The organism is Pseudomonas sp. SORGH_AS_0199, from assembly GCF_031453735.1.
Lineage (GTDB): Bacteria > Pseudomonadota > Gammaproteobacteria > Pseudomonadales > Pseudomonadaceae > Chryseomonas > Chryseomonas aestiva.
In genome coordinates, this window is the sequence record NZ_JAVJAE010000001.1 from 1,554,743 (window position 1) to 1,576,336 (window position 21,594).

At 67.6% G+C, this 21,594-nt stretch carries 19 protein-coding genes, 1 other RNA gene and 1 pseudogene; 15 read left to right on the forward strand and 6 right to left on the reverse strand.

Annotated elements, in window-relative coordinates; all coding sequences use genetic code 11:
- Nucleotides 1–109: 109 nt before the first annotated feature.
- Nucleotides 110–1,159, forward strand: a complete 1,050-nt coding sequence (locus tag QE444_RS07365) for a hypothetical protein (protein ID WP_309737662.1) — start codon at nucleotides 110–112, stop codon at nucleotides 1,157–1,159.
- Nucleotides 1,160–1,181: 22 nt separating this feature from the next.
- The gene (locus QE444_RS07370; protein ID WP_309737663.1) at nucleotides 1,182–2,021 is read left to right on the forward strand and encodes a hypothetical protein; all 840 of its coding nucleotides are present in this window, start codon (nucleotides 1,182–1,184) and stop codon (nucleotides 2,019–2,021) included.
- On the opposite strand, the gene QE444_RS07375 is transcribed toward QE444_RS07370, so the two are convergent.
- Entirely contained in the window at nucleotides 1,996–2,592 is a 597-nt protein-coding gene (locus tag QE444_RS07375; RefSeq protein ID WP_187978473.1) for a serine acetyltransferase, read from the reverse strand. The two genes, QE444_RS07370 and QE444_RS07375, sit on opposite strands and share 26 nt — an antisense overlap.
- A gap of 248 nt (nucleotides 2,593–2,840) precedes the next feature.
- On the opposite strand from QE444_RS07375, the gene msbA reads away from it, so the two are divergent.
- From msbA to QE444_RS07400, 5 genes are all read left to right on the forward strand, one after another.
- A complete protein-coding gene (gene msbA / locus QE444_RS07380; protein WP_280311366.1) occupies nucleotides 2,841–4,652 on the forward strand; it encodes a lipid A export permease/ATP-binding protein MsbA in 1,812 nt (603 codons plus the stop codon).
- A complete protein-coding gene (locus QE444_RS07385; protein ID WP_280311368.1) occupies nucleotides 4,646–5,542 on the forward strand; it encodes a GNAT family N-acetyltransferase in 897 nt (298 codons plus the stop codon). The genes msbA and QE444_RS07385 overlap by 7 nt, the downstream gene beginning before the upstream one ends.
- Before the next feature lies 1 nt (nucleotide 5,543).
- Nucleotides 5,544–6,959 carry a PIG-L deacetylase family protein gene (locus QE444_RS07390; RefSeq protein ID WP_280311370.1) on the forward strand — a complete coding sequence of 472 codons (1,416 nt, stop codon included), beginning with the start codon at nucleotides 5,544–5,546 and terminating at the stop codon, nucleotides 6,957–6,959.
- Nucleotides 6,960–7,049: 90 nt separating this feature from the next.
- Nucleotides 7,050–8,477 (forward strand): bifunctional D-glycero-beta-D-manno-heptose-7-phosphate kinase/D-glycero-beta-D-manno-heptose 1-phosphate adenylyltransferase HldE, encoded by a 1,428-nt coding sequence (gene hldE / locus QE444_RS07395; protein WP_027598567.1) that lies wholly within the window; start codon nucleotides 7,050–7,052, stop codon nucleotides 8,475–8,477.
- A gap of 49 nt (nucleotides 8,478–8,526) precedes the next feature.
- Nucleotides 8,527–10,017 carry a helicase HerA-like domain-containing protein gene (locus QE444_RS07400; protein ID WP_309737664.1) on the forward strand — a complete coding sequence of 497 codons (1,491 nt, stop codon included), beginning with the start codon at nucleotides 8,527–8,529 and terminating at the stop codon, nucleotides 10,015–10,017.
- Between the two features lie 59 nt (nucleotides 10,018–10,076).
- On the opposite strand, the gene QE444_RS07405 is transcribed toward QE444_RS07400, so the two are convergent.
- The 3 genes from QE444_RS07405 to QE444_RS07415 form a co-directional block, all read right to left on the reverse strand.
- Nucleotides 10,077–10,850 carry an OmpA family protein gene (locus QE444_RS07405; RefSeq protein ID WP_007161971.1) on the reverse strand — a complete coding sequence of 258 codons (774 nt, stop codon included), beginning with the start codon at nucleotides 10,848–10,850 and terminating at the stop codon, nucleotides 10,077–10,079.
- Between the two features lie 45 nt (nucleotides 10,851–10,895).
- Nucleotides 10,896–11,327 carry a DUF4398 domain-containing protein gene (locus QE444_RS07410; protein WP_007161972.1) on the reverse strand — a complete coding sequence of 144 codons (432 nt, stop codon included), beginning with the start codon at nucleotides 11,325–11,327 and terminating at the stop codon, nucleotides 10,896–10,898.
- A 266-nt stretch (nucleotides 11,328–11,593) separates the two neighbouring features.
- Nucleotides 11,594–11,929, reverse strand: coding sequence for a pilin assembly protein (locus QE444_RS07415; RefSeq protein WP_133862969.1), 336 nt, complete (start codon nucleotides 11,927–11,929; stop codon nucleotides 11,594–11,596).
- A 163-nt stretch (nucleotides 11,930–12,092) separates the two neighbouring features.
- Between QE444_RS07415 and ppc the strand changes: the two genes are divergently transcribed.
- The 8 genes from ppc to QE444_RS07455 all read left to right on the forward strand — a co-directional run bounded on the left by ppc (nucleotide 12,093) and on the right by QE444_RS07455 (nucleotide 19,518).
- Complete coding sequence (ppc, locus tag QE444_RS07420; protein ID WP_309737665.1) at nucleotides 12,093–14,729, forward strand: phosphoenolpyruvate carboxylase; 2,637 nt, start codon at nucleotides 12,093–12,095, stop codon at nucleotides 14,727–14,729.
- A gap of 190 nt (nucleotides 14,730–14,919) precedes the next feature.
- On the forward strand, nucleotides 14,920–15,567 hold the full coding sequence (adk, locus tag QE444_RS07425) for an adenylate kinase (RefSeq protein ID WP_133862967.1): 648 nt from the start codon (nucleotides 14,920–14,922) through the stop codon (nucleotides 15,565–15,567).
- A gap of 138 nt (nucleotides 15,568–15,705) precedes the next feature.
- Complete coding sequence (tsaB, locus tag QE444_RS07430) at nucleotides 15,706–16,389, forward strand: tRNA (adenosine(37)-N6)-threonylcarbamoyltransferase complex dimerization subunit type 1 TsaB (RefSeq protein WP_309737666.1); 684 nt, start codon at nucleotides 15,706–15,708, stop codon at nucleotides 16,387–16,389.
- Nucleotides 16,390–16,526: 137 nt separating this feature from the next.
- Nucleotides 16,527–16,886: a hypothetical protein gene (locus QE444_RS07435; protein WP_309737667.1), complete on the forward strand. Its 360-nt coding sequence runs from the start codon at nucleotides 16,527–16,529 to the stop codon at nucleotides 16,884–16,886.
- Nucleotides 16,886–17,743 (forward strand): DUF72 domain-containing protein, encoded by an 858-nt coding sequence (locus tag QE444_RS07440; protein WP_273863057.1) that lies wholly within the window; start codon nucleotides 16,886–16,888, stop codon nucleotides 17,741–17,743. The genes QE444_RS07435 and QE444_RS07440 overlap by 1 nt, the downstream gene beginning before the upstream one ends.
- A gap of 107 nt (nucleotides 17,744–17,850) precedes the next feature.
- On the forward strand, nucleotides 17,851–18,552 hold the full coding sequence (locus QE444_RS07445) for an extensin family protein (protein WP_273863056.1): 702 nt from the start codon (nucleotides 17,851–17,853) through the stop codon (nucleotides 18,550–18,552).
- A 31-nt stretch (nucleotides 18,553–18,583) separates the two neighbouring features.
- Complete coding sequence (locus QE444_RS07450; protein WP_285386763.1) at nucleotides 18,584–19,366, forward strand: class I SAM-dependent methyltransferase; 783 nt, start codon at nucleotides 18,584–18,586, stop codon at nucleotides 19,364–19,366.
- A 60-nt stretch (nucleotides 19,367–19,426) separates the two neighbouring features.
- Nucleotides 19,427–19,518, forward strand: a non-coding RNA gene (locus QE444_RS07455) — sX9 sRNA.
- Between the two features lie 62 nt (nucleotides 19,519–19,580).
- Here the strand turns inward: QE444_RS07455 and QE444_RS07460 are convergent.
- Nucleotides 19,581–21,090 (reverse strand): annotated as a pseudogene (locus tag QE444_RS07460) (tripartite tricarboxylate transporter permease).
- 1 nt (nucleotide 21,091) lies between these two features.
- Nucleotides 21,092–21,550, reverse strand: a complete 459-nt coding sequence (locus QE444_RS07465; protein ID WP_187978485.1) for a tripartite tricarboxylate transporter TctB family protein — start codon at nucleotides 21,548–21,550, stop codon at nucleotides 21,092–21,094.
- Nucleotides 21,551–21,594: the final 44 nt, after the last annotated feature.

Consider the following 21,594-nt stretch of genomic DNA (forward strand, 5'->3'; position numbering starts at 1 on the left):
CGTCAACGTCAGGGCGTGCATGTTACCCGAAGGTGGCAGGCTGTGAAGTGACCCCTGCGACCTATCCGGCCGCTTGTTGCTAGAATCAGATTTTTGCCGGCAGCTTTACATGCGCCCCACACGCCAACTCCTGTATTTCGTCTACGGCGGTGCCCAGGCCTATCGGCAGGAGCTGAAGTTCAGCCTGCTCAGCGCCCTGCACTGGCGGCAGGGCCAAGACATCGCCCTCCGTATCCTGACCGATCGGCCGCAGGACTATCGCGGCTGGCCGGCGGAAGTAGTGGCCATCGAGGCCGCGACGCTCAGGGAGTGGCAGGGGCAGCATGGCTATCTGCACCGCAGCAAGGCCTGCGCCATCGCCTGGGCCTTGCCGCGGGCCGACAGGACCCTGTTCCTGGACAGCGACACCGTGGTCCAGGCGCCGCTGGCGTCGTTGTTTGACGGCATCGACAGCGGACGCGGGCTGCTGGACATCGAGGAGTGGTCCTGGCGCAAGGCCCGTACCCGCCCGGAATTCGCCCGCTTCGCGGCAGCCCTGGCCGCGCGTGGCCAGGAGCCGGCGGAAGAGACCCGGCTCTACAACAGCGGCGTCTGTGGTCTGGCGCGGGTCCATCTGCCGCGGGTCGAGCAGGCCATCGCCCTGATCGACGACTGGCATGGCCACGACGAGGAGGTCCATACCTTGGAGCAGATCGCCCTGTCGTTCAGCCTGGCGGATCTGGCCATCGGCGAGGCGCGCGGCCCCGTGCGCCACTACTACGCGGAAAAGCGCTTTCTGCACTTCATGCTGGCGCACTTCTTCGAGCGCTATGGCGAAGACTTTTCGCCGGTGCTGCAGCAGCACTGGCAGGAGGTGCCCCTGACCAAGCCGCTGCCCGATGTCTGGACCCGGTTGCGGGTGAAATGGCAACTGGCCGGCCTGGACAAGCAGCGGGCGAGCCTGGGACGCAAGCTGCTCTATGGCTGCCTGGCGCCCCAGGACAGCTATGCCCGTGCCTGTCGCCACGTCTGGTGGGAGCGGGCGCTGAGCGAGCGTCTCGGCGGCGGCGATCGCCAGGCCTTCGCCGAAGGCATCTGGCCCAACGACCTGCCACGTCCGCACCTGGCCGACGAAGCTGGCGCGGCCCTCGACTATCTGCGCAAGCGGGTGCGCGGCTAGGCCGCGATCCCCAGGGAAGTCCATGCGAACGCTCTTTCTCGTTGTCCTCTATGGCTTGCGTCCCGCGGAGTCGGCCACCCTCGACAGCCTGCTGGCCCAGCCCCCGGCCAGCCTGCCGGCCGACAGCGCCCTGCTGGTCTGGAACAACGGCCCCCGGACGCTGGAGGACGCGGAGCGCCAGGCGCTGCTGGCAGCCCCGGGTTGGACGACGGTCCTGATCGAGGAAGACCTCGGCAATCCGCCCCTGAGTCGGGTCTACAACCAGGCACTGCGGCTGGGCGCCGAGCGCCTGGTGATCTTCGACCAGGACACCGTGGTGGACGGGCGCTTTCTGCAGGCGCTTGGCCAGGGCGCCGAGTTGCTGGTACCCCTGGTGCTGGGGGCGGGCACCATCCGCTATCCCCACCAGTACAAGGCGGTGGTGACCGCGGAAGGGCCCCTGGATCCCCAGGCCACCGTGACCATCAGTTCGGGCCTGTGCCTGACGCAGGGCCTGGCCGCGCGTATCGCGGCTCGCTACGGCGATGTCTTCGACGAGCGCTTCGCCCTCTATGGCGTCGACGTCTCCTTTTTCCTGCGGGTACAGGCGCTGGCGCGGGACGAGCCGGTGGCGCTGCGCTGCGCGGGCATCCTCGACCATTCGCTGTCCGAACTGGAAGCGGAAACTCCGGCCCAGCGGCGCTTTCGCGACATCGAGAAGTTCTATGTCGCCCTGCTGCTGCGCCTGCACTACAAGGGCGCCTCGCGCGGCAAGGTGCTGCGCTACCTGGGGCGGCAGCTGTTGGGCAATCGGCCGTATTTGTACAGCGTGCTGCCGCAGATGCTGCGGACCATCCTCAGCGGGCGCCATCCCCGGGCGTAGCGCCCGGCAGCGGACGGATCACCGCCTCGTGGCGACTGTAGTAGAGGCTGTCGGCGGGGATGTCGCGCATCACCAGGGCGCCGGCGCCAACCACCACGTTGTCGCCGATGGTCAGGTGGTCGCCGACGATGCAGACGTGGGCGCCAAGGCTGACATTGTCGCCAATGAAGATGCCGACCAGTTGCGCCGGATCGTCGCTCTTGATGCCGATGGTGGTGTGCTGGCGGATCATCACGTTGCGGCCGATCACCGCCAGATTCGACACGCAGATACCCATGCGATGGGGCAGGCGCAGCCCGGGGCCGATACGGGCGCCCAGCAGGATCTCGATATTGTGCCGACGGATCAGCCGGCGATTGATCCGCTCCGCCAGCTTGCGGTAGTTGAGCAGGCCGCGCGGGCGGCAGTAGAGGAATTGCGCCAGGCGATACCAGAACAGGAAGCTCGGACTCTCTCCCGCGGTGACGCGCCGGAGCAGACGCTTGAGTCGCAAGGGCTTGCCGGGTGCGTCCAGCACCTCCAGGCGCCAGTAATCCTTGAGTTCGGCGAAGGTGGCGATCAGCGGCGGCATGATAGGTGTTCCGGGGCGGGGGAGGGCAAGTCTGGGCTCTGTACGAAAAGAGTCTGCGCTCGGTGATGCTTCGTTGAAAAAGACATGCGGAATGCTCATTTACCGCTCATAGACTCCGCTTCCTCGGCCTTTTTCGCCTCGCCTGACCTTCGCTCGACGACTTTTCGTGCAGAGCCTAGCGGAAAATCCCGCCGCTGGGTCGGCGGCGGGTGCGTGTTAACATGGCGCTTTTGCGTCACGACGAGACCATGAGCCAAGACTCCCCTGCGCAGACCTCCAGTCTGAAGATCTATTTCCGCCTGCTCGGCTACGTGCGGCCCTACATCGGCATGTTCGCCCTGAGTATCGTCGGCTTTCTGATCTTCGCCTCCACCCAGCCGATGCTGGCGGGCATCCTCAAGTACTTCGTCGATGGCCTGAACAACCCCAACGCCTCCATGTTCCCGGGCTGGCCCATCGTCGGTGGCCTGCACCTGGTGCAGGCGGTGCCGCTGATGATCATCCTGATCGCCGCCTGGCAGGGGGTCGGTTCCTTTCTCGGCAACTACTTCCTGGCGCGGGTCTCCCTCGGCCTGGTGCACGACCTGCGGGTGGCGCTGTTCAACCACATGCTGCGCCTGCCCAATCGCTACTTCGATGCCAACAACTCGGGTCACCTGATCTCGCGCATCACCTTCAACGTCACCATGGTGACCGGCGCCGCCACCGAGGCGATCAAGGTGGTGATCCGCGAAGGCATGACCGTGGTCTTCCTGTTCGCCTCGCTGCTGTGGATGAACTGGAAGCTGACCCTGGTGATGGTGGCCATCCTGCCGCTGATCGCCCTGATGGTGACCAGCGCCAGTCGTAAGTTCCGCAAGCAGAGCAGCAAGATCCAGTCGGCCATGGGCGACGTCACCCACATCACCTCCGAGGCCATCCAGGGCTATCGGGTGGTGCGCAGCTTCGGCGGCGAGACCTACGAGCAACGGCGCTTCCTCGATTCCAGTCTGGCCAACACCGACAAGCAGCTGACCATGACCAAGACCGGCGCGGTCTATACGCCCATGCTGCAGCTGGTCATCTATTCCGCCATGGCGGTGCTGATGTTCCTGGTGCTCTGGCTGCGCGGCGAAGCCTCCGCCGGTGACCTGGTGGCCTACATCACCATGGCCGGCCTGCTGCCCAAGCCGATCCGCCAGCTCTCCGAGGTCAGCTCCACCATCCAGCGCGGCGTGGCCGGTGCGGAAAGCATCTTCGAGCAGCTCGACGAGCCCGCCGAACGCGATGAAGGCCGTGAAGAACGCGAGCGCGTCCAGGGTCGGCTGGAGGTGCGCAATCTGACCTTCCGCTACCCGGGCACCGACAAGCCGGTGCTGGAAGGCATCGACTTCGTCGCCGAGCCCGGCCAGATGGTGGCCCTGGTGGGCCGTTCCGGCAGCGGCAAGTCGACCCTGGCCAACCTCATCCCCCGTTTCTACCAGCACGAGCAGGGCGAGATCCTCCTCGACGGCCTGGAGATCCAGGACTATCGGCTGACCAACCTGCGCCGGCACATCGCCCTGGTGACCCAGCACGTCACCCTGTTCAACGACAGCGTCACCAACAACATTGCCTATGGCGATCTGGCCGGGGCGCCGATGGAGCAGGTCAGGGCGGCGGCCGAGGCGGCCTATGCCGACGAATTCATCCAGCGCCTGCCGCAGCAGTACGACACCCAGGTCGGCGAGAACGGCGTGCTGCTCTCCGGCGGCCAGCGCCAGCGCCTGGCCATCGCCCGGGCGCTGCTAAAAAACGCGCCGCTGCTGATCCTCGACGAAGCCACCTCGGCGCTGGACACCGAATCCGAACGCCACATCCAGGCGGCGCTGGATCGCGTCATGCAGGGCCGGACCACCCTGGTGATCGCCCACCGCCTCTCCACCATCGAGAAGGCCGACCTGATCCTGGTGATGGACCATGGCCGCATCGTCGAGCGCGGCAGCCACAGTGAGCTGCTGGCGCTGAACGGCTACTATGCGCGCCTGCACGCCAAGCAATTCGAGGAGGTCGTGCCGCCGGCGCCGACGATCGAATGCTGAATAGATTCCGTTTCTGGCGTGAGCGCGGCTGGACGACCATTTCCGCCGCCGACTACGCCGCCGCCTGGCAGTGCCATGGCGGCAGCGTCGCCAGCCACCCCGAGGTGGTCGACCGGCTGGCCGGACTGGCCGGGATTCCGGTGCGCTACCTGGGCTGGCCCGGCGCGGATGGCCTGCAGGCCGCGGTGCCCTGCTGGGGGCGCGAGCTGGCGCTGTCACGTACGGTGCTGAAGAAGCGCCGCCAGCGTGCCCTGTTCGACCTGGGCAACGCCGAGATCATCCTGCCAGCCGCTCCGGGTAGCGCAGCGCCCCTGCGGCAGCGCGCCCGCTATCTGTCGCCCCTGTGCGACGAGCGTTTCGCCGGTCTGCGCCGGCAGAGCGAAGAACTGGCCATGCTCCGCGAGCCGGAAGCCTGGTCGAAGAAATTCCGCTACAACCAGCGTCGCGAGCAGCGCCTGTTCGAAGACGCCGGTGGGCGCGTGGTCCCCATGGCCGAGCTGGACAGCACCGAGCAGGCACGGATCTATGCCGAGCTGTTCGAGGCGCGCTGGGGCTTCGAGGTGCCGGGCAAGGCCCGGCTGGCCGAGGTGTTCGGCCTGCTGCGGGAATTCATGACCGGCTCGCTGCTCATGCTCGGCGAACGTCCGGTGGCGATCCAGGTGCTCTATCGGGTGGAGGCGCCCGAATGGATCAGCGTCGAATACGTCAACGGCGGTGTCGATCCGGCTGCCAGCGACCTGAGTCCCGGCAGCGTCCTCACCTATCTGAACACCCAGGCCGCCTGGCAGGATGCCCGCGCCCTCGGCAAGGCGTTGCGCTATTCCTTCGGCCGCGCCGATCGCGACTACAAGGACCGCTGGTGCCACCGCGTCACCGTCTTCGAGAGCTGAGATGACCGCCCGCAAACAAACCCTGCTCAAGCGTCACCGCCGTCACAAGCGGCTGGTCCTGGTGGTCATCGCCGTCGTGCTGCTCGGTTGCCTGGCGCTCGGGCCCTGGTGGAGCGCGCCGCTGCTGGCGCTGCTGGTCTGGCTCGGCCACGAGGCCTGGTTCGCCGACCATCTCTTCTATTCGCCGCGCGACAACTACAGCTACCAGTTCCCCGCCGACACCCTGGTGCTGGGCCTGCATCTGGAGCACGGTCGACTGGCCGCGGTGGAATTGCCGCCGGGCGAGCTGACGCTGTTCCTGGAAGGTCGGCTGCGGGCCGGCTGGCTTGGTCGCCTGCTGGATCCCCGGGTGCACCTGCGCGCTGGTGACGAAGGCGATCGCCAGGACTTCGAGCGCGGCGTGGCCGGGCGGCGCTATGTCAATCTCAGTGGCTACGCCGAAGCCCTGCGGCGTGGCGAGTTGCACCTCTGGACGCGCTTCTGCCGGTTGCAGGGCGAGTTGCGTCTGCACGTCTTCGCCCAGCCGGATTTCCGCAGCAAGAGCGTCATGGTCATCGCGCCCCACGCCGACGACGCCGAACTGGCGGCGTTCGGCCTCTACAGCCAGGCGCGGGAAGCCAGCATCGTCACCCTGACCCAGGGCGAGATCGAGGCCGGGCACTATCAGCGCCTGGGCCTCGATCGCCAGGCCGCGGCCCGGCTCAAGGGGCGGCTGCGCACCTGGGACAGCCTAGTCACGCCGCTGTGGGGTGGGGTACCGCCGGAGCGCTGCGTGCAGTTGGGTTACTACTGCCTGCAATTGCCGGCCATGCGCCAGGCGCCGGAAGACACCTTCGGCTCCCGCGAGTCCGGCGACAGCGATGTGCATAGCGCCCGGCGCCACAATCCCCTGCAACTGCCCGGCGATGTCGACGGCGCCCCCACTTGGCGCAATCTGGTGGCCGATCTGGTGGCCCTGCTGGAGCACTTCCGTCCCGAGGTGGTGGTGCTGCCGCATCCGCAGATCGATCCCCATGCCGATCACGTGGCCAGTACCCAGGCCCTGCGCGAAGCCCTGACGTTGAGCCAGTGGCAGCCCGAACTCGAACTGCTCTACGCCAACCACCTGCACGACAACGACCGCTGGCCCATGGGCCCGGCCGAAGGCGGCATCGCCCTGCCGCCGGCCATCGAGACGCCCGCGCCCCTGGTGCCCTGGAGTCCGCTGCTGACCCCCGAGCGACGGCTGGACAAGGCCATGGCCCTGGGTATGCAGCACGACCTGCTGGTGCCGCTGCCGGCGAAGAAACGCCTGCGTCGGGCCATCCAGTGGCTGCTGGCCGGACGCCGCTGGCCGCGCACCGGCGAAGACGAGTTCTTTCGCAAGGCCGTACGCCGTCACGAGCTGTTCTGGATAGACCGCCGCGACGAGCTCTGAACCCGGCATCTCCCGCTGGCAGGCGCTTCCGGGACGCCTGGGCCCCTATGCTATGATCGCCGCCATTTTCGCGCTTTGGAGCCTGTCCCTATGAAGCTGACCATGCCTCGCTTCGATCTCGCGCCGGTCCTGGTGGTCGGCGACGTGATGCTCGACCGCTACTGGCACGGCACCACCTCGCGGATCTCGCCCGAGGCACCGGTACCCGTGGTGCGCGTTGACCAGCACGAGGATCGTCCCGGTGGCGCGGCCAACGTCGCCCTCAACATCGCCGCCCTGGGCGCGCCGGCCTATCTGGTCGGCGTCACCGGCCAGGACGAAGCCGCCGATGCCCTCACCGACAGCCTGAGAGCGGCCCATGTGCAGGTGCGCTTCCAGCGCATCGCCCAGCAGCCGACCATCGTCAAGTTGCGCATCATGAGTCGCCATCAGCAACTGATCCGGGTCGACTTCGAAGAGCCCTTCGACACCGATCCCCAGGCGCTGGCCTCGGACACCGCCGCCATGCTGGCCGGGGTCAAGGTGCTGGTGCTGTCCGACTACGGCAAGGGCGCGCTGAAGAACCACCAGGCGCTGATCCAGCTGGCCAAGGCCCGCAACATCCCGGTGCTGGCCGATCCGAAGGGCAAGGATTTCTCCATCTATCGTGGCGCCAGCCTGATCACGCCGAATCTGTCCGAATTCGAAGCCATCGTCGGTGTCTGCGCCGACGATGCCGAGCTGGTCGCCAAGGGCAACGAGCTGATGGCGCGCCTGGAGCTGGGCGCCCTGCTGGTGACCCGTGGCGAGCACGGCATGACCCTGCTGCGTCCCGCCCAGCCGGCCCTGCACCTGCCGGCCCGGGCCCGCGAGGTGTTCGACGTCACCGGCGCCGGCGACACCGTGATCTCCACCCTGGCCGCCGCCCTGGCCGCCGGTGAAGACCTGCCGCAGGCCGTGGGGCTGGCCAATCTGGCTGCCGGTATCGTGGTCGGCAAGCTGGGCACCGCCGCCATCAGCGCCCCCGAGCTGCGTCGCGCGGTGCAGCGTTCGGAAGGCTCCGAGCGTGGCGTCCTGTCCCTCGAACAACTGCAACTGGCCATCGAGGACGCTCGCGCCCATGGCGAGAAGATCGTCTTCACCAACGGCTGCTTCGACATCCTCCACGCCGGTCACGTGACCTATCTGGAACAGGCACGCGCCCAGGGCGATCGGCTGATCGTGGCGGTCAACGACGATGCCTCGGTGACCCGGCTGAAAGGCCCCGGTCGACCGATCAACAGCGTCGACCGGCGCATGGCGGTGCTGGCCGGCCTCGGCGCGGTGGACTGGGTCATCCCCTTCAGCGAGAACACCCCGGAGCGCCTGCTGGAACAGGTGCGCCCGGACGTGCTGGTCAAGGGCGGCGACTACAAGAGCGTGGACGAGGTGGTCGGCGCCCAGATCGTGCAGGGGTACGGCGGCGAGGTGCGCATCCTCGGTCTGGTGGAGAACAGCTCCACCACCGCCATCGTCGAGCGCATTCGCAACCGTACCTGAGCCCGGACGCTCGGGTTAAGCTGGCGCAGAACTGCTACGGAGCTGCGCCATGTCCTCGACGCCCCTGCTGATCCTGGGTACTGCCGTTTCCAATGACCAGAGCGCTGGTCAACCGCTCGGCCATCCACTCAAGCTGGCCAACCGCCACGGCCTGATCGCCGGCGCCACGGGCACCGGCAAGACCGTGACCCTGCAGCGCCTCGCCGAAGCCTTCAGCGATGCCGGCGTCGCGGTCTTCGCCGCCGACATCAAGGGCGATCTCTGCGGCCTCGGCGCGGCCGGCGCGCCCCAGGGCAAGCTGGCCGAGCGCATCGCCGCCCAGGGCCTGCCGCACCAGTCCCAGGCCTATCCGGTCACCCTCTGGGACGTCGATGGCCGGAGCGGTCATCCGCTGCGCACCACCCTGAGCGAGATGGGCCCGCTGCTGCTGGGCAATCTGCTGGAGCTGACCGACAGCCAGCAGGCCGCCTTGCACGCCGCCTTCAAGGTGGCCGATCGCGAAGGCCTGCTGCTGCTCGACCTCAAGGACCTCAAGGCGGTCCTCAATCACCTGCGCGAACAGCCCGATGCCCTGGGCGAGGACCGTGCCCTGTTCACTGGCGCCTCGGCCCAGGCGCTGCTGCGCAGGCTGGCGACCCTGGAGCAGCAGGGCGCCGAGGCCTTCTTCGGCGAGCCGGCTCTGCAACTGGAAGACGTGCTGCGCCCCGAGCCCGACGGCCGTGGACGCATCCACCTGCTCGACGCCAGCCGCCTGGTGCACGAGGCGCCCAAGGTCTACGCCACCTTTCTGATCTGGCTGCTGGCCGAGCTGTTCGAGCAGTTGCCCGAGCGCGGCGATGCCGATAAGCCGGTACTGGCGCTGTTCTTCGACGAGGCCCACCTGCTGTTTGGCGACACCCCCAAGGCCCTGCGCGAGCGCCTGGAGCAGGTGGTGCGGCTGATCCGTTCCAAGGGCGTCGGCGTCTATTTCGTCACCCAGTCCCCCGCCGATCTGCCGGATACCATCCTGGCCCAGCTCGGCTTGCGCATCCAGCACGGCCTGCGCGCCTTTACCGCCCGGGAGCAGAAGGCGTTGCGCGCGGTGGCCGACGGCTTCCGCCCCAATCCGGCCTTCGACAGCCTGGAGGTGCTGACCGAGCTGGGCATTGGCGAGGCCCTGGTGGGCAGCCTGGAAGACAAGGGTACGCCGGCGCTGGTCCAGCGCGTGGCCATCGCCCCGCCGCAATCCCGGGTCGGCCCGCTGAGCGAAGCCGAGCGCCAGACGCTGATCCGTCAGTCGCCCCAGGCGGGTCGCTATGACCGGGCGGTGGATCGCGAATCGGCCTACGAGATCCTGCGGGATCGTCAGGCCGAGCGGGTCCCGGCGCAGGCGCCGGTAGCGGAAAAGACCCAGAGCGGGCAGGGTGGTGCCCTCGGCGATCTGGTGGGCGAGCTCGCGGGCAATGCGCTCAGAAGCGCGGCGCGCCAGGCGGCCAATCAGCTCGGGCGGCAGCTGGTACGGGGACTGCTCGGCTCCCTGCTGGGTGGCAAGCGCCGCTAGCCGATCCGCCGGCAAAAAAAGACCCCGCCTGGGCGGGGTCTTCTAGCTTCACGCAGTCGTTACATGCGCGGGGCGACGGGGTTGGCGTCGTTGGAGATGGTCACTTCCACGCGACGGTTCAGGGCGCGGTCGGAGGCGTTGCTGTTGCTGGCCACCGGGAAGTTCTTGCCATAGCCACGGGCCTGGATGCGGCTCGGCTCGACGCCAGCGCTGACCAGGGCGGTCTGGATGGCCTGGGCGCGACGCTCGGACAGCTGCTGGTTGTAGGAGTCGCTGCCGACGCTGTCGGTGTAGCCCTCGACGATCACCTTGCGCTCGGGATTCTGCTTCAGGTAATCGGCCAGCTTCTGCGCGTTGGCATAGCCCTGGGGCTTGAGTTCGGCCTTGTTGAAGTCGAACAGCACGTTGCCGAAGGTCACCACGGTGCCGCGCTCGGTCTGCTTGGCCTGCAGGGCGTCCTGCAGCTGCTTGAGCTGGGCGGTACGGGCGTCCAGGCGGGCCTGGGTGCGCTCGGCATCGACGCCCTGCATCTGGGCTTCGGTCATGCGCAGCTTGATGGTCTGCATGGCCGTCTGGATGCGCTGGTTGGTCAGGTAGGCCAGCTGGTCGACGGTCTTCTCGTTTTCACCGTCCTTGTAGGCCTTCTCGGTCTTCTGCAGCCAGGTACCGGCGTCCTTGGTCTCCAGGGCGGCCAGCTGGGCGGCCTGCGGCTGGGATTCCAGGGCGGAGTAGTCGGACTTGGCCTTTTCCAGGTTGGGGTTGGGCGGCGTGGAGCACGCGGCCAGGGCCAGGCTGAGCAGCGACACGGCAGGGATCAGAATGTGTTTACGCATGATGGTCGTCCTTTTAATTCGTGAAGGGAGGAAAGGGGCGGTCGCTTACTGCTGGACCTTCTTCTGCAGGTTCTGCTGGAGCTGCAGGTTGATCTGACCTTCCTCACGGATCTGCTGGATGCTGTTCTGGGCATCCTTGAGCGCGGCATCGGCCTTGGCGGCCTGGGTCTTGCGGGTGGCCAGGCGGGCATCCCATTCGGCCTGCTCGGCCAGTTGCTTGGCTTCGTCGTACTTCTCGTTGGAGAGAGCGGTCTGGGCCTGGGTCCACTTGTCCTGGGCCGACTTGGTCTCGATGGGCGCGAACTGGTTGCCACCGGAGCTCACCGCCTCGTTGACGGCGGACTGGGTCACGGCCATCTGGGCGGTCGGCGGATTGCCGGCGCAACCGGCCAGCAACAGCGAGCTGCCCAGGGCAAGGGCTGCAAGTTTCAGGGTGCAGGCTTTGGAAAGGGACTTTTGGGCAGTGGCACTCTTCATGGATTCAAGCTCCGTTGTTGATCCGAAAAGCGCGCCGCCGGCACGGGCAGGGCGGGCGCCTGGTCAGTTGAAAGCCGCACGTGGAAGCAAGTCCGATCCGTCCCCAAGGGGCCGTGACGGGTACTGGTAACCAGCCCTCGTCCAGCGCTGCGGTCTGACTCTGTGACCGCTCATCCGGCAAAAATGTTCACTGGCTATCGAATTTCGCCATGCGCGGAGGCCCTTGGCAGAGCGGTAGCGGCGTAGGTAAAGCTGCAGGTCGGCGGCTAGCCGGCCGTTTCGGACTGCAGGCGATGCAGGTGCTTGCGCGCCAGTTCCAGGAAGCGCGGCGTGGTGCCGGCATCGGCATAGAGGGGGTCGCCGAGTTCATCGGTGGCCACCACTTCCTCGCCCTGCACGTAGGGGAAACTGGCTTCCAGTTCTTCGAAGGCGGCCGCCAGCAACTCGCCGAGCAGGGCTTCGGGCGTGCGCTGGGGATAGAGTTCGCAGAGCGCCTCGAGACGGGCCGCGGTCTCGACTTCCAGGTCGAGGCGGTAGCTGCGGGTGGTGCCGGAGGTGGTGGCCTGCTGCTCCCATTGGTGAGCGAGTTCGCGAATCTTCATGAGCATCTCCCGTGGCTTAGGCAAAGGTCGGATATTCAGGTTGAGCGAGGCTGGGCACCCTGCAACAGCCGGGGCTTGCAACCGTGACAGCAGGGTGCTGTCCTCTGCGCTAGACCGCAGCGGTTGCCGTGAGGTCCGAACCGGTACTTTCGAGGAGCACGAGATGGTGGAAATCGACGTTCGCCTGCGCGAGCAGGTGCGGTTGCTGGGCGATCTGCTGGGGCAGACCATCGCCGACCAGCATGGCGCGGCCTTTCTCGACAAGATCGAGCGGATCCGCAAGGGCGCCAAGGCCGCCCGTGGCGGCTCCGCGGAGGGTGCCCGCCAACTGGGCGACACCCTGGATACCCTGGCCGAAGACGAGCTGCTGCCAGTGGCGCGGGCCTTCAGCCATTTTCTCAACCTGGCCAACATCGCCGAGGAATATCATCGGGTCAGACGGCGCACCGAGGACGAGCCGCCACCCTTCGAGCAGCAGGTGCTGCCGGAATTGCTGGAGCGTCTGGGCGCGGCCGGGCACTCCGGCCAGGCGCTGGCCGAGCGGGTCGCGGCGCTGGACATCGATCTGGTGCTGACCGCTCACCCCACCGAGGTCTCCCGGCGCACCCTGATCCAGAAATACGACGAGATCAGTGCGCAACTGGCGGCCCTCGATCATCGCGACCTCACCGCTGCCGAGGTGGCCGCCATCGAGGCACGGCTGCGCCGGCTGATCGCCGAGGCCTGGCACACCGAAGAGATCCGCCGCCAGCGCCCGACGCCGGTGGACGAAGCCAAGTGGGGCTTCGCGGTGATCGAGAATTCGCTCTGGCAGGCGATACCCAGTCTGCTGCGCAAGCTGGATGCCGGCCTGCTGGAACGCACCGGCCAGCGGCTGCCGCTGACGGCGGCGCCGGTGCGCTTCTCGTCCTGGATGGGGGGCGACCGCGACGGCAATCCCAATGTCACCGCCGCCATTACCCGCGAGGTGCTCCTGCTGGCGCGCTGGATGGCCGCCGATCTCTATCTGCGCGATGTCGATCGGCTCGCCGCCGAGCTGTCCATGCAGGCGGCGAGTCCGGCCCTGCGCGAGCAGGCCGGCGATCACCCGGAGCCCTATCGCAAGGTGCTCAAGGTGCTGCGCGAGCGGCTGCAGATCACCCGCAGCTGGGCGGCCCATGCCATCACCGATCCCCATGCCGGCGCCCGCCATGTCCTCAGCGACAACGCCGAGCTGATCGCGCCGCTGCAGCTGTGCTACGACTCCCTGCAGCGCTGCGGCCTGGGGGTCATCGCCGACGGTTCCCTGCTCGATACCCTGCGGCGGGCCCGCACCTTCGGTCTCTATCTGGTCCGCCTGGACATCCGCCAGGACGCCGCGCGCCATGCCGCAGCCATGGCCGATATCTGCCGCTACCTCGACCTGGGCGACTATGCCGCCTGGAGCGAGGCGCAGCGCCTGGAATTCCTCCGCGGCGAGCTCGGCAGCCGGCGCCCCCTGCTGCCGCTGGACGCCGAGCTGGAGGCCGATACCCGGGAGGTGCTCGCCACCTGCCGCGTCATCGCCGCTTCGCCGCCTGACGCCCTGGGTTCCTATGTCATCTCCATGGCCGGCGCCGCATCCGACGTGCTGGCCGTGCAGCTGCTGCTGCGCGAGTGCGGGGTACGGCAGCCGATGCGCGTGGTGCCGCTGTTCGAGACCCTCGACGATCTGGATCACGCCGGCACGGCCATCGCCAGCCTGCTCGATCTGCCCGACTATCGCGAGCGTCTGGCCGGTCCCCAGGAGGTCATGATCGGCTATTCCGACTCGGCCAAGGACGCCGGCACCCTGGCGGCCGCCTGGGCTCAGTACCGTGCCCAGGAAGCCCTGGTGGACATCTGCGCCAGTCGTGGCGTCGAACTGCTGCTGTTCCATGGCCGTGGCGGCACCGTGGGGCGTGGCGGTGGCCCGGCTCACGCGGCCATTCTCTCGCAACCGCCGGGCTCGGTGGCCGGGCGCTTCCGCACCACCGAACAGGGCGAGATGATCCGCTTCAAGTTCGGTCAGCCAGCCATCGCCGAGCAGAATCTGGCGCTGTACCTGGGCGCCGTGCTGGAGGCCACCCTGTTGCCGCCACCGGCACCCGAGCCGGCCTGGCGCGAGCAGATGGATCGCCTGGCCCGCGACAGCCTGCAGGCCTATCGCGGGGTGGTGCGCGAGGATCCGCATTTCGTCAGCTATTTCCGGCAGGCCACGCCCGAGCAGGAGCTGGGCCGCTTGCCCCTGGGCAGTCGCCCGGCCAAGCGCCGCGAAGGCGGCGTGGAAAGCCTCAGGGCCATCCCCTGGATCTTTGCCTGGACCCAGACCCGGCTGATGCTGCCGGCCTGGCTCGGCTGGGAAAGGGCGCTGGAAGAAGCCGAGCGCCGTGGCGAATCGCCGCTTTTGCGCGAGATGCGCGAGCGCTGGCCGTTCTTCCAGACGCGCATCGACATGCTCGAAATGGTGCTGGCCAAGGCCGAGGCCGAACTGGCGCGGCTCTATGACCAACGCCTGGTGGAAGCCGATCTGCAGGTGCTCGGCAGCCAGTTGCGCGAGCGGCTGCGCCAGGCCGGGGTGGCGGTCCTGCGCCTGACCGGACAGGCCGAATTGCTCGAGCACCATCCGGAAACTCTGGTGTTCATCGCCGTGCGCAATACCTATCTCGATCCGCTGCATCTGCTGCAGATCGAGTTGCTGGCCCGCGCGCGAGCGGCGGGCGAAAGCCAGCCGGCCGCACTCGATCAGGCCCTGCTGGTGAGCGTGGCCGGGATCGCCGCCGGACTGCGCAATACCGGTTGAACAGACTGTCGCTTTTGCCGGGGTCCGCCGTCGTCTGGACGGCCCCGGCACCTGCGACGCTTGGTAACTTGTGCGGCCAGGGGGCGCTGTGTATGGTTGGTCCCTTTGGCCGTCTCGTGTCGTCGACAACAATCATCGCGACAGCGCCCCGCGCGGGCTGCCAGTCCGAGACCATTCTAAGGAGCAACAGATGCGCGTAATCCTGCTGGGAGCGCCCGGTGCCGGCAAAGGTACTCAGGCCCGGTTCATCACTGAGAAATTCGGCATTCCGCAGGTTTCCACCGGCGACATGCTGCGTGCCGCGGTCAAGGCCGGCACGCCCCTGGGCCTGCAGGTCAAGGACATCATGGACAACGGCGGCCTGGTCTCCGACGAGATCATCATCGCCCTGATCAGCGAACGCATCCTCGACGCCGATTGCGCCAAGGGATTCCTGTTCGACGGCTTCCCGCGCACCATTCCCCAGGCCGAGGCCCTCGAAGCCGCGGGCGTCAAGATCGACCACGTGCTGGAAATCGCCGTCGACGACGAGGAAATCGTCCAGCGCCTGTCCGGTCGCCGCGTGCACCCGGGTTCGGGCCGCGTCTATCACGTCGAGCACAATCCGCCGAAGGTCGCCGACACCGACGACCTGACCGGCGAGCCGCTGGTACAGCGCGAAGACGACCGCGAAGCCACCATTCGCAAGCGTCTGGACCTCTATCATTCCCAGACCAAGCCGCTGGTGGATTTCTACCAGAAGCTGGGCGCCGCCCAGGGCACGCCGAAGTGCAGCCGCATCGAGGGCGTGGGTTCGGTGGATGCCATCACCGCCAAGGTGCTGCAGGCCCTGAACTAAACGCCGGTAACGGCCGCCTGTGCCTGCAGGCGGTCCGGTCAAGGCGCCGTCCTGGCGTCATGACCGATGGGCGGGTCCCCTCGCGTCCCGTCTTCCTCTAGAATGCGCAGCCCTTTTCCTCGTCGCGGATTCGCCCCCATGTCCATCCTGCTCGCCCTCGACACCGCCACCGAAGCCTGTTCGGTCGCCTTGCATCTGGGCGACGAGATCATCCATCGCTACGAGATCGCGCCACGCCTGCATGCCCAGCGGGTCCTGCCCATGGTGCAGGAGCTGTTGGCCGAGACCGGTCTGAGTCTGGCGCAGGTGGACGCCATCGCCTTCGGTCGCGGTCCGGGCGCCTTCACCGGCGTGCGCATCGCCATCGGCGTGGTGCAGGGCCTGGCCTTCGGTCTGGAGCGACCGGTGCTGCCGGTGTCGAATCTGGCGATCATCGCCCAGCGCGCCTGGCGCGAGCGTGGCGTGACCCAGGTGGCCGCGGCCATTGATGCGCGCATGGACGAGGTCTACTGGGGCTGCTATCACCTCGCCGACGACGCCATGGTGCTGGCAGGAACGGAAGCCGTGCTGGCCCCCGAAGCCGTCGTCCTGCCGGCTGCCGCCACCGGCGACTGGTTCGGTGCCGGCACCGGGTGGGGTTACGGCGATCGCATGGCTGTGCCCCTGATCGAGCGGGATGCCAGCCTGTTGCCCCATGCGCAGGATCTGGCGGTGCTGGCGGCCTCGGCCTGGCAGCGCGGCGAAGCCGTGTCGGCCGAATCCGAAGCGGCGCAACCCGTCTATCTGCGTGATCGGGTCGCCACTCCCAAGCAGTCGGTCTGACGTCAGGAAACCCGACGTAATAGTCTGACGTCCAAGCTGTATATGCCGCTCGTCCGCCGGTCGCGACGGGCGTCTGGCCGTTGATTGTCATAGCTTTCGACCCTACTTAGAGTAGTGCCATCCGTTCGGGACCTGCCATGCGCATTGACAGCGGCTATTCCTCCTCTGCTTATCCCCTGAATCGTTCCTCGCGCGCGGTCACGCCCGTACGCGAGGTGGCGAAGGACGAGGACGCCCGTCAGAACGCCATCGCCCGCGAGGCCACGGGTAATTCCCGGTCCGACGTCGCGCCCGTCCGCCGCGTCGAGGCGACCGCGGCAACCGATACCGGCAACGGCGGTGGCAATGGCCTGGTGCTCAGCGAGCGGGAAGGGCGCTTCGCCAGTCAGCTCACCGCGCGTGCGCAACAGGCGCTGGCCAGCTACGGCAGCACCGCCGCCCTCGGCGCCGAGGCGGACGGCTCCTCCAGCGTCGTGGGCCTCGATCTCTACGCCTGATGCTGCCGTACTTTCTCGGCTGCCCTTCCTGGAACGACAACGCCTGGCGTGAAAGCCTCTACCACGGCCTGCGCCCGGGAGATTTCCTGCCGCGCTACGCCCAGGTGTTCAATGCCGTGGAAGGCAATACCACCTTCTATGCCTGGCCCGCGGCGGACACCATCCGCCGCTGGGCCGAGCTGATGCCTGCCGACTTTCGCTTCTGCGCCAAGTTTCCCCGCGACATCAGCCATGCCGAGGATCTGCGCGTGCAACTCGCCAGCGCACGCACCTTTCTCGACTTGCTGGCGCCCCTTGGCGAGCGCGCCAGTCCGTTGTGGCTGCAACTGCCCGCCGGCTTCGGGCCCGATCGGCTCAAGGAACTACAGGTCTTTCTCTCGGCCATGGCGCCGCGTTGCGCCCTGGCCGTGGAGGTCCGGCACCTGGCCTTTTTCGACAAGGGCGAGTCCGAGCGGGCCTTGAACCGCCTGCTCATGGACCTGGGCGTGGAGCGCGTCGGCCTGGATTCGGCTGCCCTGTTCAGCGCCGATCCGAGCGAGCCGGCCGTGCGCCTGGCCCAGGCCAAGAAGCCGCGGGTACCGGCGCGTGCCCTGGCATTCAGCGAGCATCCCCAGGTGCGCTTCATCGGCCGCCTGGAGCTCGCTGCCAACGACTATTACCTGGCCAAGTGGGTCACCCGGGTAGCCGACTGGATCGAGGCGGGCAAGGTGCCCTATGTCTTCCTGCATACCCCGGACAACCGCCAGGCGCCCGAGCTGGCCCTGAGATTCCACGCCCAGCTGCGCGAGCGCCTGTCCGGCTTGCCCGCATTGCCCGAGTTGAGCACCGCTGATACCGAACAACTCGGCCTGCTCTAGTCCGCGCCGTCCACCGCGATACGTTTGGCGACGTTTTCGCCGGCATTCCCGTGGTCCGCTCCGGTCAGATGAAGTCTCTCGCTTGACGATCCTCTTCGGCGCGCCGCATGAAAGCCAGACACCTGCTCGGTCTCGTCATCCTGCTCTATGGCGGTCTGCACACCGCCTTCGACCAGGGCTGGCTGCGCATTCCGCCTGCCTACAACCCCTGGGCGCCGCTAGACATCCAGGCACCCACCACTGCCGTCACCCGACTCAAGCTCTGGCGCCTGCAGGCCGATGCCGACTATTGCGCGGCGTCCCTGGCCACCTCGGCGCTCAACTATCGCGAATTACGTGGCAATGCCGGTTCGGCCGACTGCCCGCTGGAGCGGACGGTGCGCATCCAGCGCGGCGAAGGGGTGAGACTCAGCGGCAGCTTCCTCGCCAGCTGTCCCCTGGCCGTCAGCTTCGCGCTGTTCGAGCGGCAGGGCCTGCAGCCGGCGGCCGAAGCCGTCTATGGCCAGCGGGTGGCCGAGGTGGAGCACTACGGCAGCTTTGCCTGCCGCAACATCTATGGCCGCGCCAGCGGCCGGCGCAGTCAGCACGCCACGGCCAACGCCCTGGACATCGCCGGACTGCGCCTGGCCGATGGCCGCCGCATCAGCGTGGCACGGGACTGGAAGGGCGATCCCCAGGCCCAACGCTTCTTGCGGCTGGTACGCGATGGGGCTTGCCGGTCCTTCAATACCACCCTGGGACCGGACTACAACGCGGCGCACCGCGATCATTTCCATGTCGACATGGGTGGCTTTCGCGTCTGCCGGTAGAATGGCCGGTCCTTTCGCCAGCGAGTCGCCCATGTCCACCGCCCGCCCCGCGCTTATCGTCGAAGCCCTGGAACCCGCCTTCACCGAGGCCGCCGCTGCCTGGGCCGCGCGCCTTGACCTGCCCCTGGGCACCGCCACGACCGAGGAATTCGCCCTGCAGGTCGGTATTCAGGGCCTGCAACTGGTGCAGCGCGGCCCGGAGGCACCGGGTCCGGTACGGGTGGACTTCGTCGAGGGCGCGGCGGCGCACAGGCGCAAGTTCGGCGGTGGCGCCGGCCAGATGATCGCCAAGGCCATCGGAGTCGGACCCGGCGTGCGCCCGCGCGTGCTCGACGCCACCGCGGGTCTGGGCCGCGACGCCTTCGTGCTGGCGACCCTGGGCTGCACGGTGACGCTGGTCGAGCGCCAGCCGCTGATCGCCGCCCTGCTCGAAGACGGCCTTGCCCGCGCCGCGCGGGATCATGAAGCGGCCGGCATCGCCGCCCTGATGACCCTGGTGCAGGCCGACTCCACCGCCTACCTGCAAGGCGGGGAAGGCGAGGCGCCCGAGGTGATCTACCTGGATCCCATGTTCCCGCACCGCGACAAGAGCGCCCTGGTGAAGAAGGAGATGCGCCTGTTCCGGCCGCTGGTGGGCGACGACCTGGACGCCCCGGCACTGCTGGCCGCGGCCCTGGCCCTCGCCAGTCACCGGGTGGTGGTCAAGCGCCCGCGCAAGGCGCCGGCCATCGAGGGGGTGAAGCCGGGCTATGTGCTGGAAGGCAAATCCAGCCGCTACGACATCTATCCGAAGAAGAGCTTCAAGTCCTCCTAGAGCAGCTAACAACCCTACTGCGCGTCCGCCAGACGGGCGCGTGCAGTGCTCGGAATCCTCATGTACCGCTCGTACACTCGTGCGCGAGCCCGGTGCGGTTCCTGCGCGCCGCGCGCACCCGCCTGACAGCCGCTCGCTACGTTTTTTTAGCCGCCCTGAACGAAAACGCCCGCGGGCGGAAGGACTCCGGCCGCGGGCGCTGGTGTCACCGACTTCAGACGGTCGCGGGCTTGGGCGCGCGACGCTTGCGCCAGGCCCGGTAGAAGGGCAGGGCCACCATCAGGATGCAGACGATCCAGATGACCTGGCTGATGCCGCTCTGCCAGAGAATGCCCACGTCGCCGTTGGAGATCGACAGCGCGCGTCTCAGGCTGGTCTCCATCAGCTCGCCGAGGATGAAGCCCAGCAGCAGCGGCGAGAGGGGGAAGTCCAGCTTGCGCATGATGTAGCCGAAGATGCCCACGCAGACCATCAGCACCAGATCGAAGGTGGTGGCGTGCACCGCGTAGACGCCGATGCCGGTGATGATGGCGATGGCCGGGGCCAGCGACCAGTTCGGCACATCGAGGATCTTGGTGAACATCTTCACCATGGGCACGTTGAGGATGAGCAGCATCACGTTGGCGATGAACAGCGAAGCGATCAGGCCCCACACCAGATTCGGCTCGTTCTGGAACAGCAGCGGGCCGGGGGTGATGTTGTACAGGGTCAGGGCTCCGATCATCACCGCGGTGGTGCCCGAGCCGGGGATGCCCAGGGTCAGCATGGGAATCATGTTGCCGCACACCGCCGCGCCGATGGCGGTTTCCGGCGCGGCCAGGCCACGCAGGTCACCTTTGCCGAACTTGCCATCGGCACCCGCCAGACGCTTCTCGGTGGTGTAGGCCAGGGCGCTGGGCCAGGGTCGCGCCAGCACCTGGCAGGACGCCGATGATGAAGCCGCTCACCGAACTGCGCATGTTGACCATGAATACGCTGCGGGCTTCGCGCACGTTGAACAGCATGCGCCCGGTGGCCTTAACCGCGACCTGGCCATGATGGGTCTGCTCCAGCAGCAGGAGCAGTTCGCTCACCGAGAACAGCCCCAGCACCAGGATCACGAAGTCGATGCCGTCGGCCAGGTGCACGTTGTCGAAGGTGAAGCGATAGACGCCGCTGTTGGCATCGATGCCCACGGAGGCGATGGCCAGGCCGAAGAGCGCGGCGACCAGGGTCTTGACCGGCTTCTCGGCGGCCATGCCGGAGAGGCTGAGGATGGCCAGGGCCATCAGCGCGAAGTATTCCGCCGGACCGAAGGCGATCGCCCACTTGGCCAGCAGCGGCGAGAACAGCACCATGCCGCAGGTGGCGATGAAGGCACCGATGAAGGAGCTCCAGGCCGACAGCGACAGGGCCACGCCCGCCATCCCTTGCCGTGCCAGCGGATAGCCGTCCAGACAGGTCATCATGGTCGCGGCTTCGCCGGGGATGTTCAGCAGGATCGAAGAGATCCGGCCGCCGTATTCGCAGCCCAGATAGACCGCCGCCAGCAGGATCAGCGACGTCTCCGGCGGCAGGCCCAGGGCGAAGGCCACCGGGATCAGCAGGGCGATGCCGTTGATCGGCCCGAGACCCGGCAGCAGACCCACCACGGTGCCGATCAGGGTGCCGATCAGCGCCACGATCAGGTTGGTCGGCGTCATGGCGACGCCAAAGCCCTGCATCAGAAAATTCAAGGTTTCCATGTCAGCCTTCCAGGAATTCCAGCACGCCAAGGGGTAGGGGGACTTCCATCACCCGGTCGAACAGCACATAGAGACTTATCGAGAGCAGCAGGCTGACCAGGGCACAGGGCATCAGGCGACCGCCATAGAGCAGGCCGCACAGGGTGGCGGTAAGGAAGGCGCTCAAGGGGAAGCCCAGCGGCTGGAAGGTCAGGGCGTAGCCCAGCAGGATGACGCAGCAGGCCACCACCTTGCGCAGCGACGAGGCGTCCAGCGGCTTCTGGTCTTCGCCATCGCCGATCGGCGTGGGGCGGATGATCAGATAGGCGAGGCCCAGGCTCATCAGCCCGAACATCAGCATCGGATAGGCCCGCGGACCGACCGGTTCGTAGGAGAAGGGCGCCTGGTAATCCCGGGCGATGAACAGCATGACGAGTCCGGCCACCAGCCAGACCGCCATGAAGGCGCGTTGGAAGATCATGTCGACATCCTCGAAGGCGCCCGGAGGGGCGCCAGGGGCGGGGG

Coding starts and splice junctions, on each gene's coding strand:
- QE444_RS07385 (WP_280311368.1), top strand. CDS start 4,646: ATGCTGAATAGATTCCGTTTCTGGCGTGAGCGCGGCTGGACGACCATT.
- QE444_RS07405 (WP_007161971.1), bottom strand. CDS start 10,850: ATGCGTAAACACATTCTGATCCCTGCCGTGTCGCTGCTCAGCCTGGCC.
- QE444_RS07440 (WP_273863057.1), top strand. CDS start 16,886: ATGCTGCCGTACTTTCTCGGCTGCCCTTCCTGGAACGACAACGCCTGG.
- QE444_RS07365 (WP_309737662.1), top strand. CDS start 110: ATGCGCCCCACACGCCAACTCCTGTATTTCGTCTACGGCGGTGCCCAG.
- QE444_RS07435 (WP_309737667.1), top strand. CDS start 16,527: ATGCGCATTGACAGCGGCTATTCCTCCTCTGCTTATCCCCTGAATCGT.
- ppc (WP_309737665.1), top strand. CDS start 12,093: ATGGTGGAAATCGACGTTCGCCTGCGCGAGCAGGTGCGGTTGCTGGGC.
- QE444_RS07415 (WP_133862969.1), bottom strand. CDS start 11,929: ATGAAGATTCGCGAACTCGCTCACCAATGGGAGCAGCAGGCCACCACC.
- hldE (WP_027598567.1), top strand. CDS start 7,050: ATGAAGCTGACCATGCCTCGCTTCGATCTCGCGCCGGTCCTGGTGGTC.
- QE444_RS07390 (WP_280311370.1), top strand. CDS start 5,544: ATGACCGCCCGCAAACAAACCCTGCTCAAGCGTCACCGCCGTCACAAG.
- adk (WP_133862967.1), top strand. CDS start 14,920: ATGCGCGTAATCCTGCTGGGAGCGCCCGGTGCCGGCAAAGGTACTCAG.
- tsaB (WP_309737666.1), top strand. CDS start 15,706: ATGTCCATCCTGCTCGCCCTCGACACCGCCACCGAAGCCTGTTCGGTC.
- QE444_RS07445 (WP_273863056.1), top strand. CDS start 17,851: ATGAAAGCCAGACACCTGCTCGGTCTCGTCATCCTGCTCTATGGCGGT.
- QE444_RS07450 (WP_285386763.1), top strand. CDS start 18,584: ATGTCCACCGCCCGCCCCGCGCTTATCGTCGAAGCCCTGGAACCCGCC.
- QE444_RS07370 (WP_309737663.1), top strand. CDS start 1,182: ATGCGAACGCTCTTTCTCGTTGTCCTCTATGGCTTGCGTCCCGCGGAG.
- QE444_RS07375 (WP_187978473.1), bottom strand. CDS start 2,592: ATGCCGCCGCTGATCGCCACCTTCGCCGAACTCAAGGATTACTGGCGC.
- msbA (WP_280311366.1), top strand. CDS start 2,841: ATGAGCCAAGACTCCCCTGCGCAGACCTCCAGTCTGAAGATCTATTTC.
- QE444_RS07410 (WP_007161972.1), bottom strand. CDS start 11,327: ATGAAGAGTGCCACTGCCCAAAAGTCCCTTTCCAAAGCCTGCACCCTG.
- QE444_RS07400 (WP_309737664.1), top strand. CDS start 8,527: ATGTCCTCGACGCCCCTGCTGATCCTGGGTACTGCCGTTTCCAATGAC.
- QE444_RS07465 (WP_187978485.1), bottom strand. CDS start 21,550: ATGATCTTCCAACGCGCCTTCATGGCGGTCTGGCTGGTGGCCGGACTC.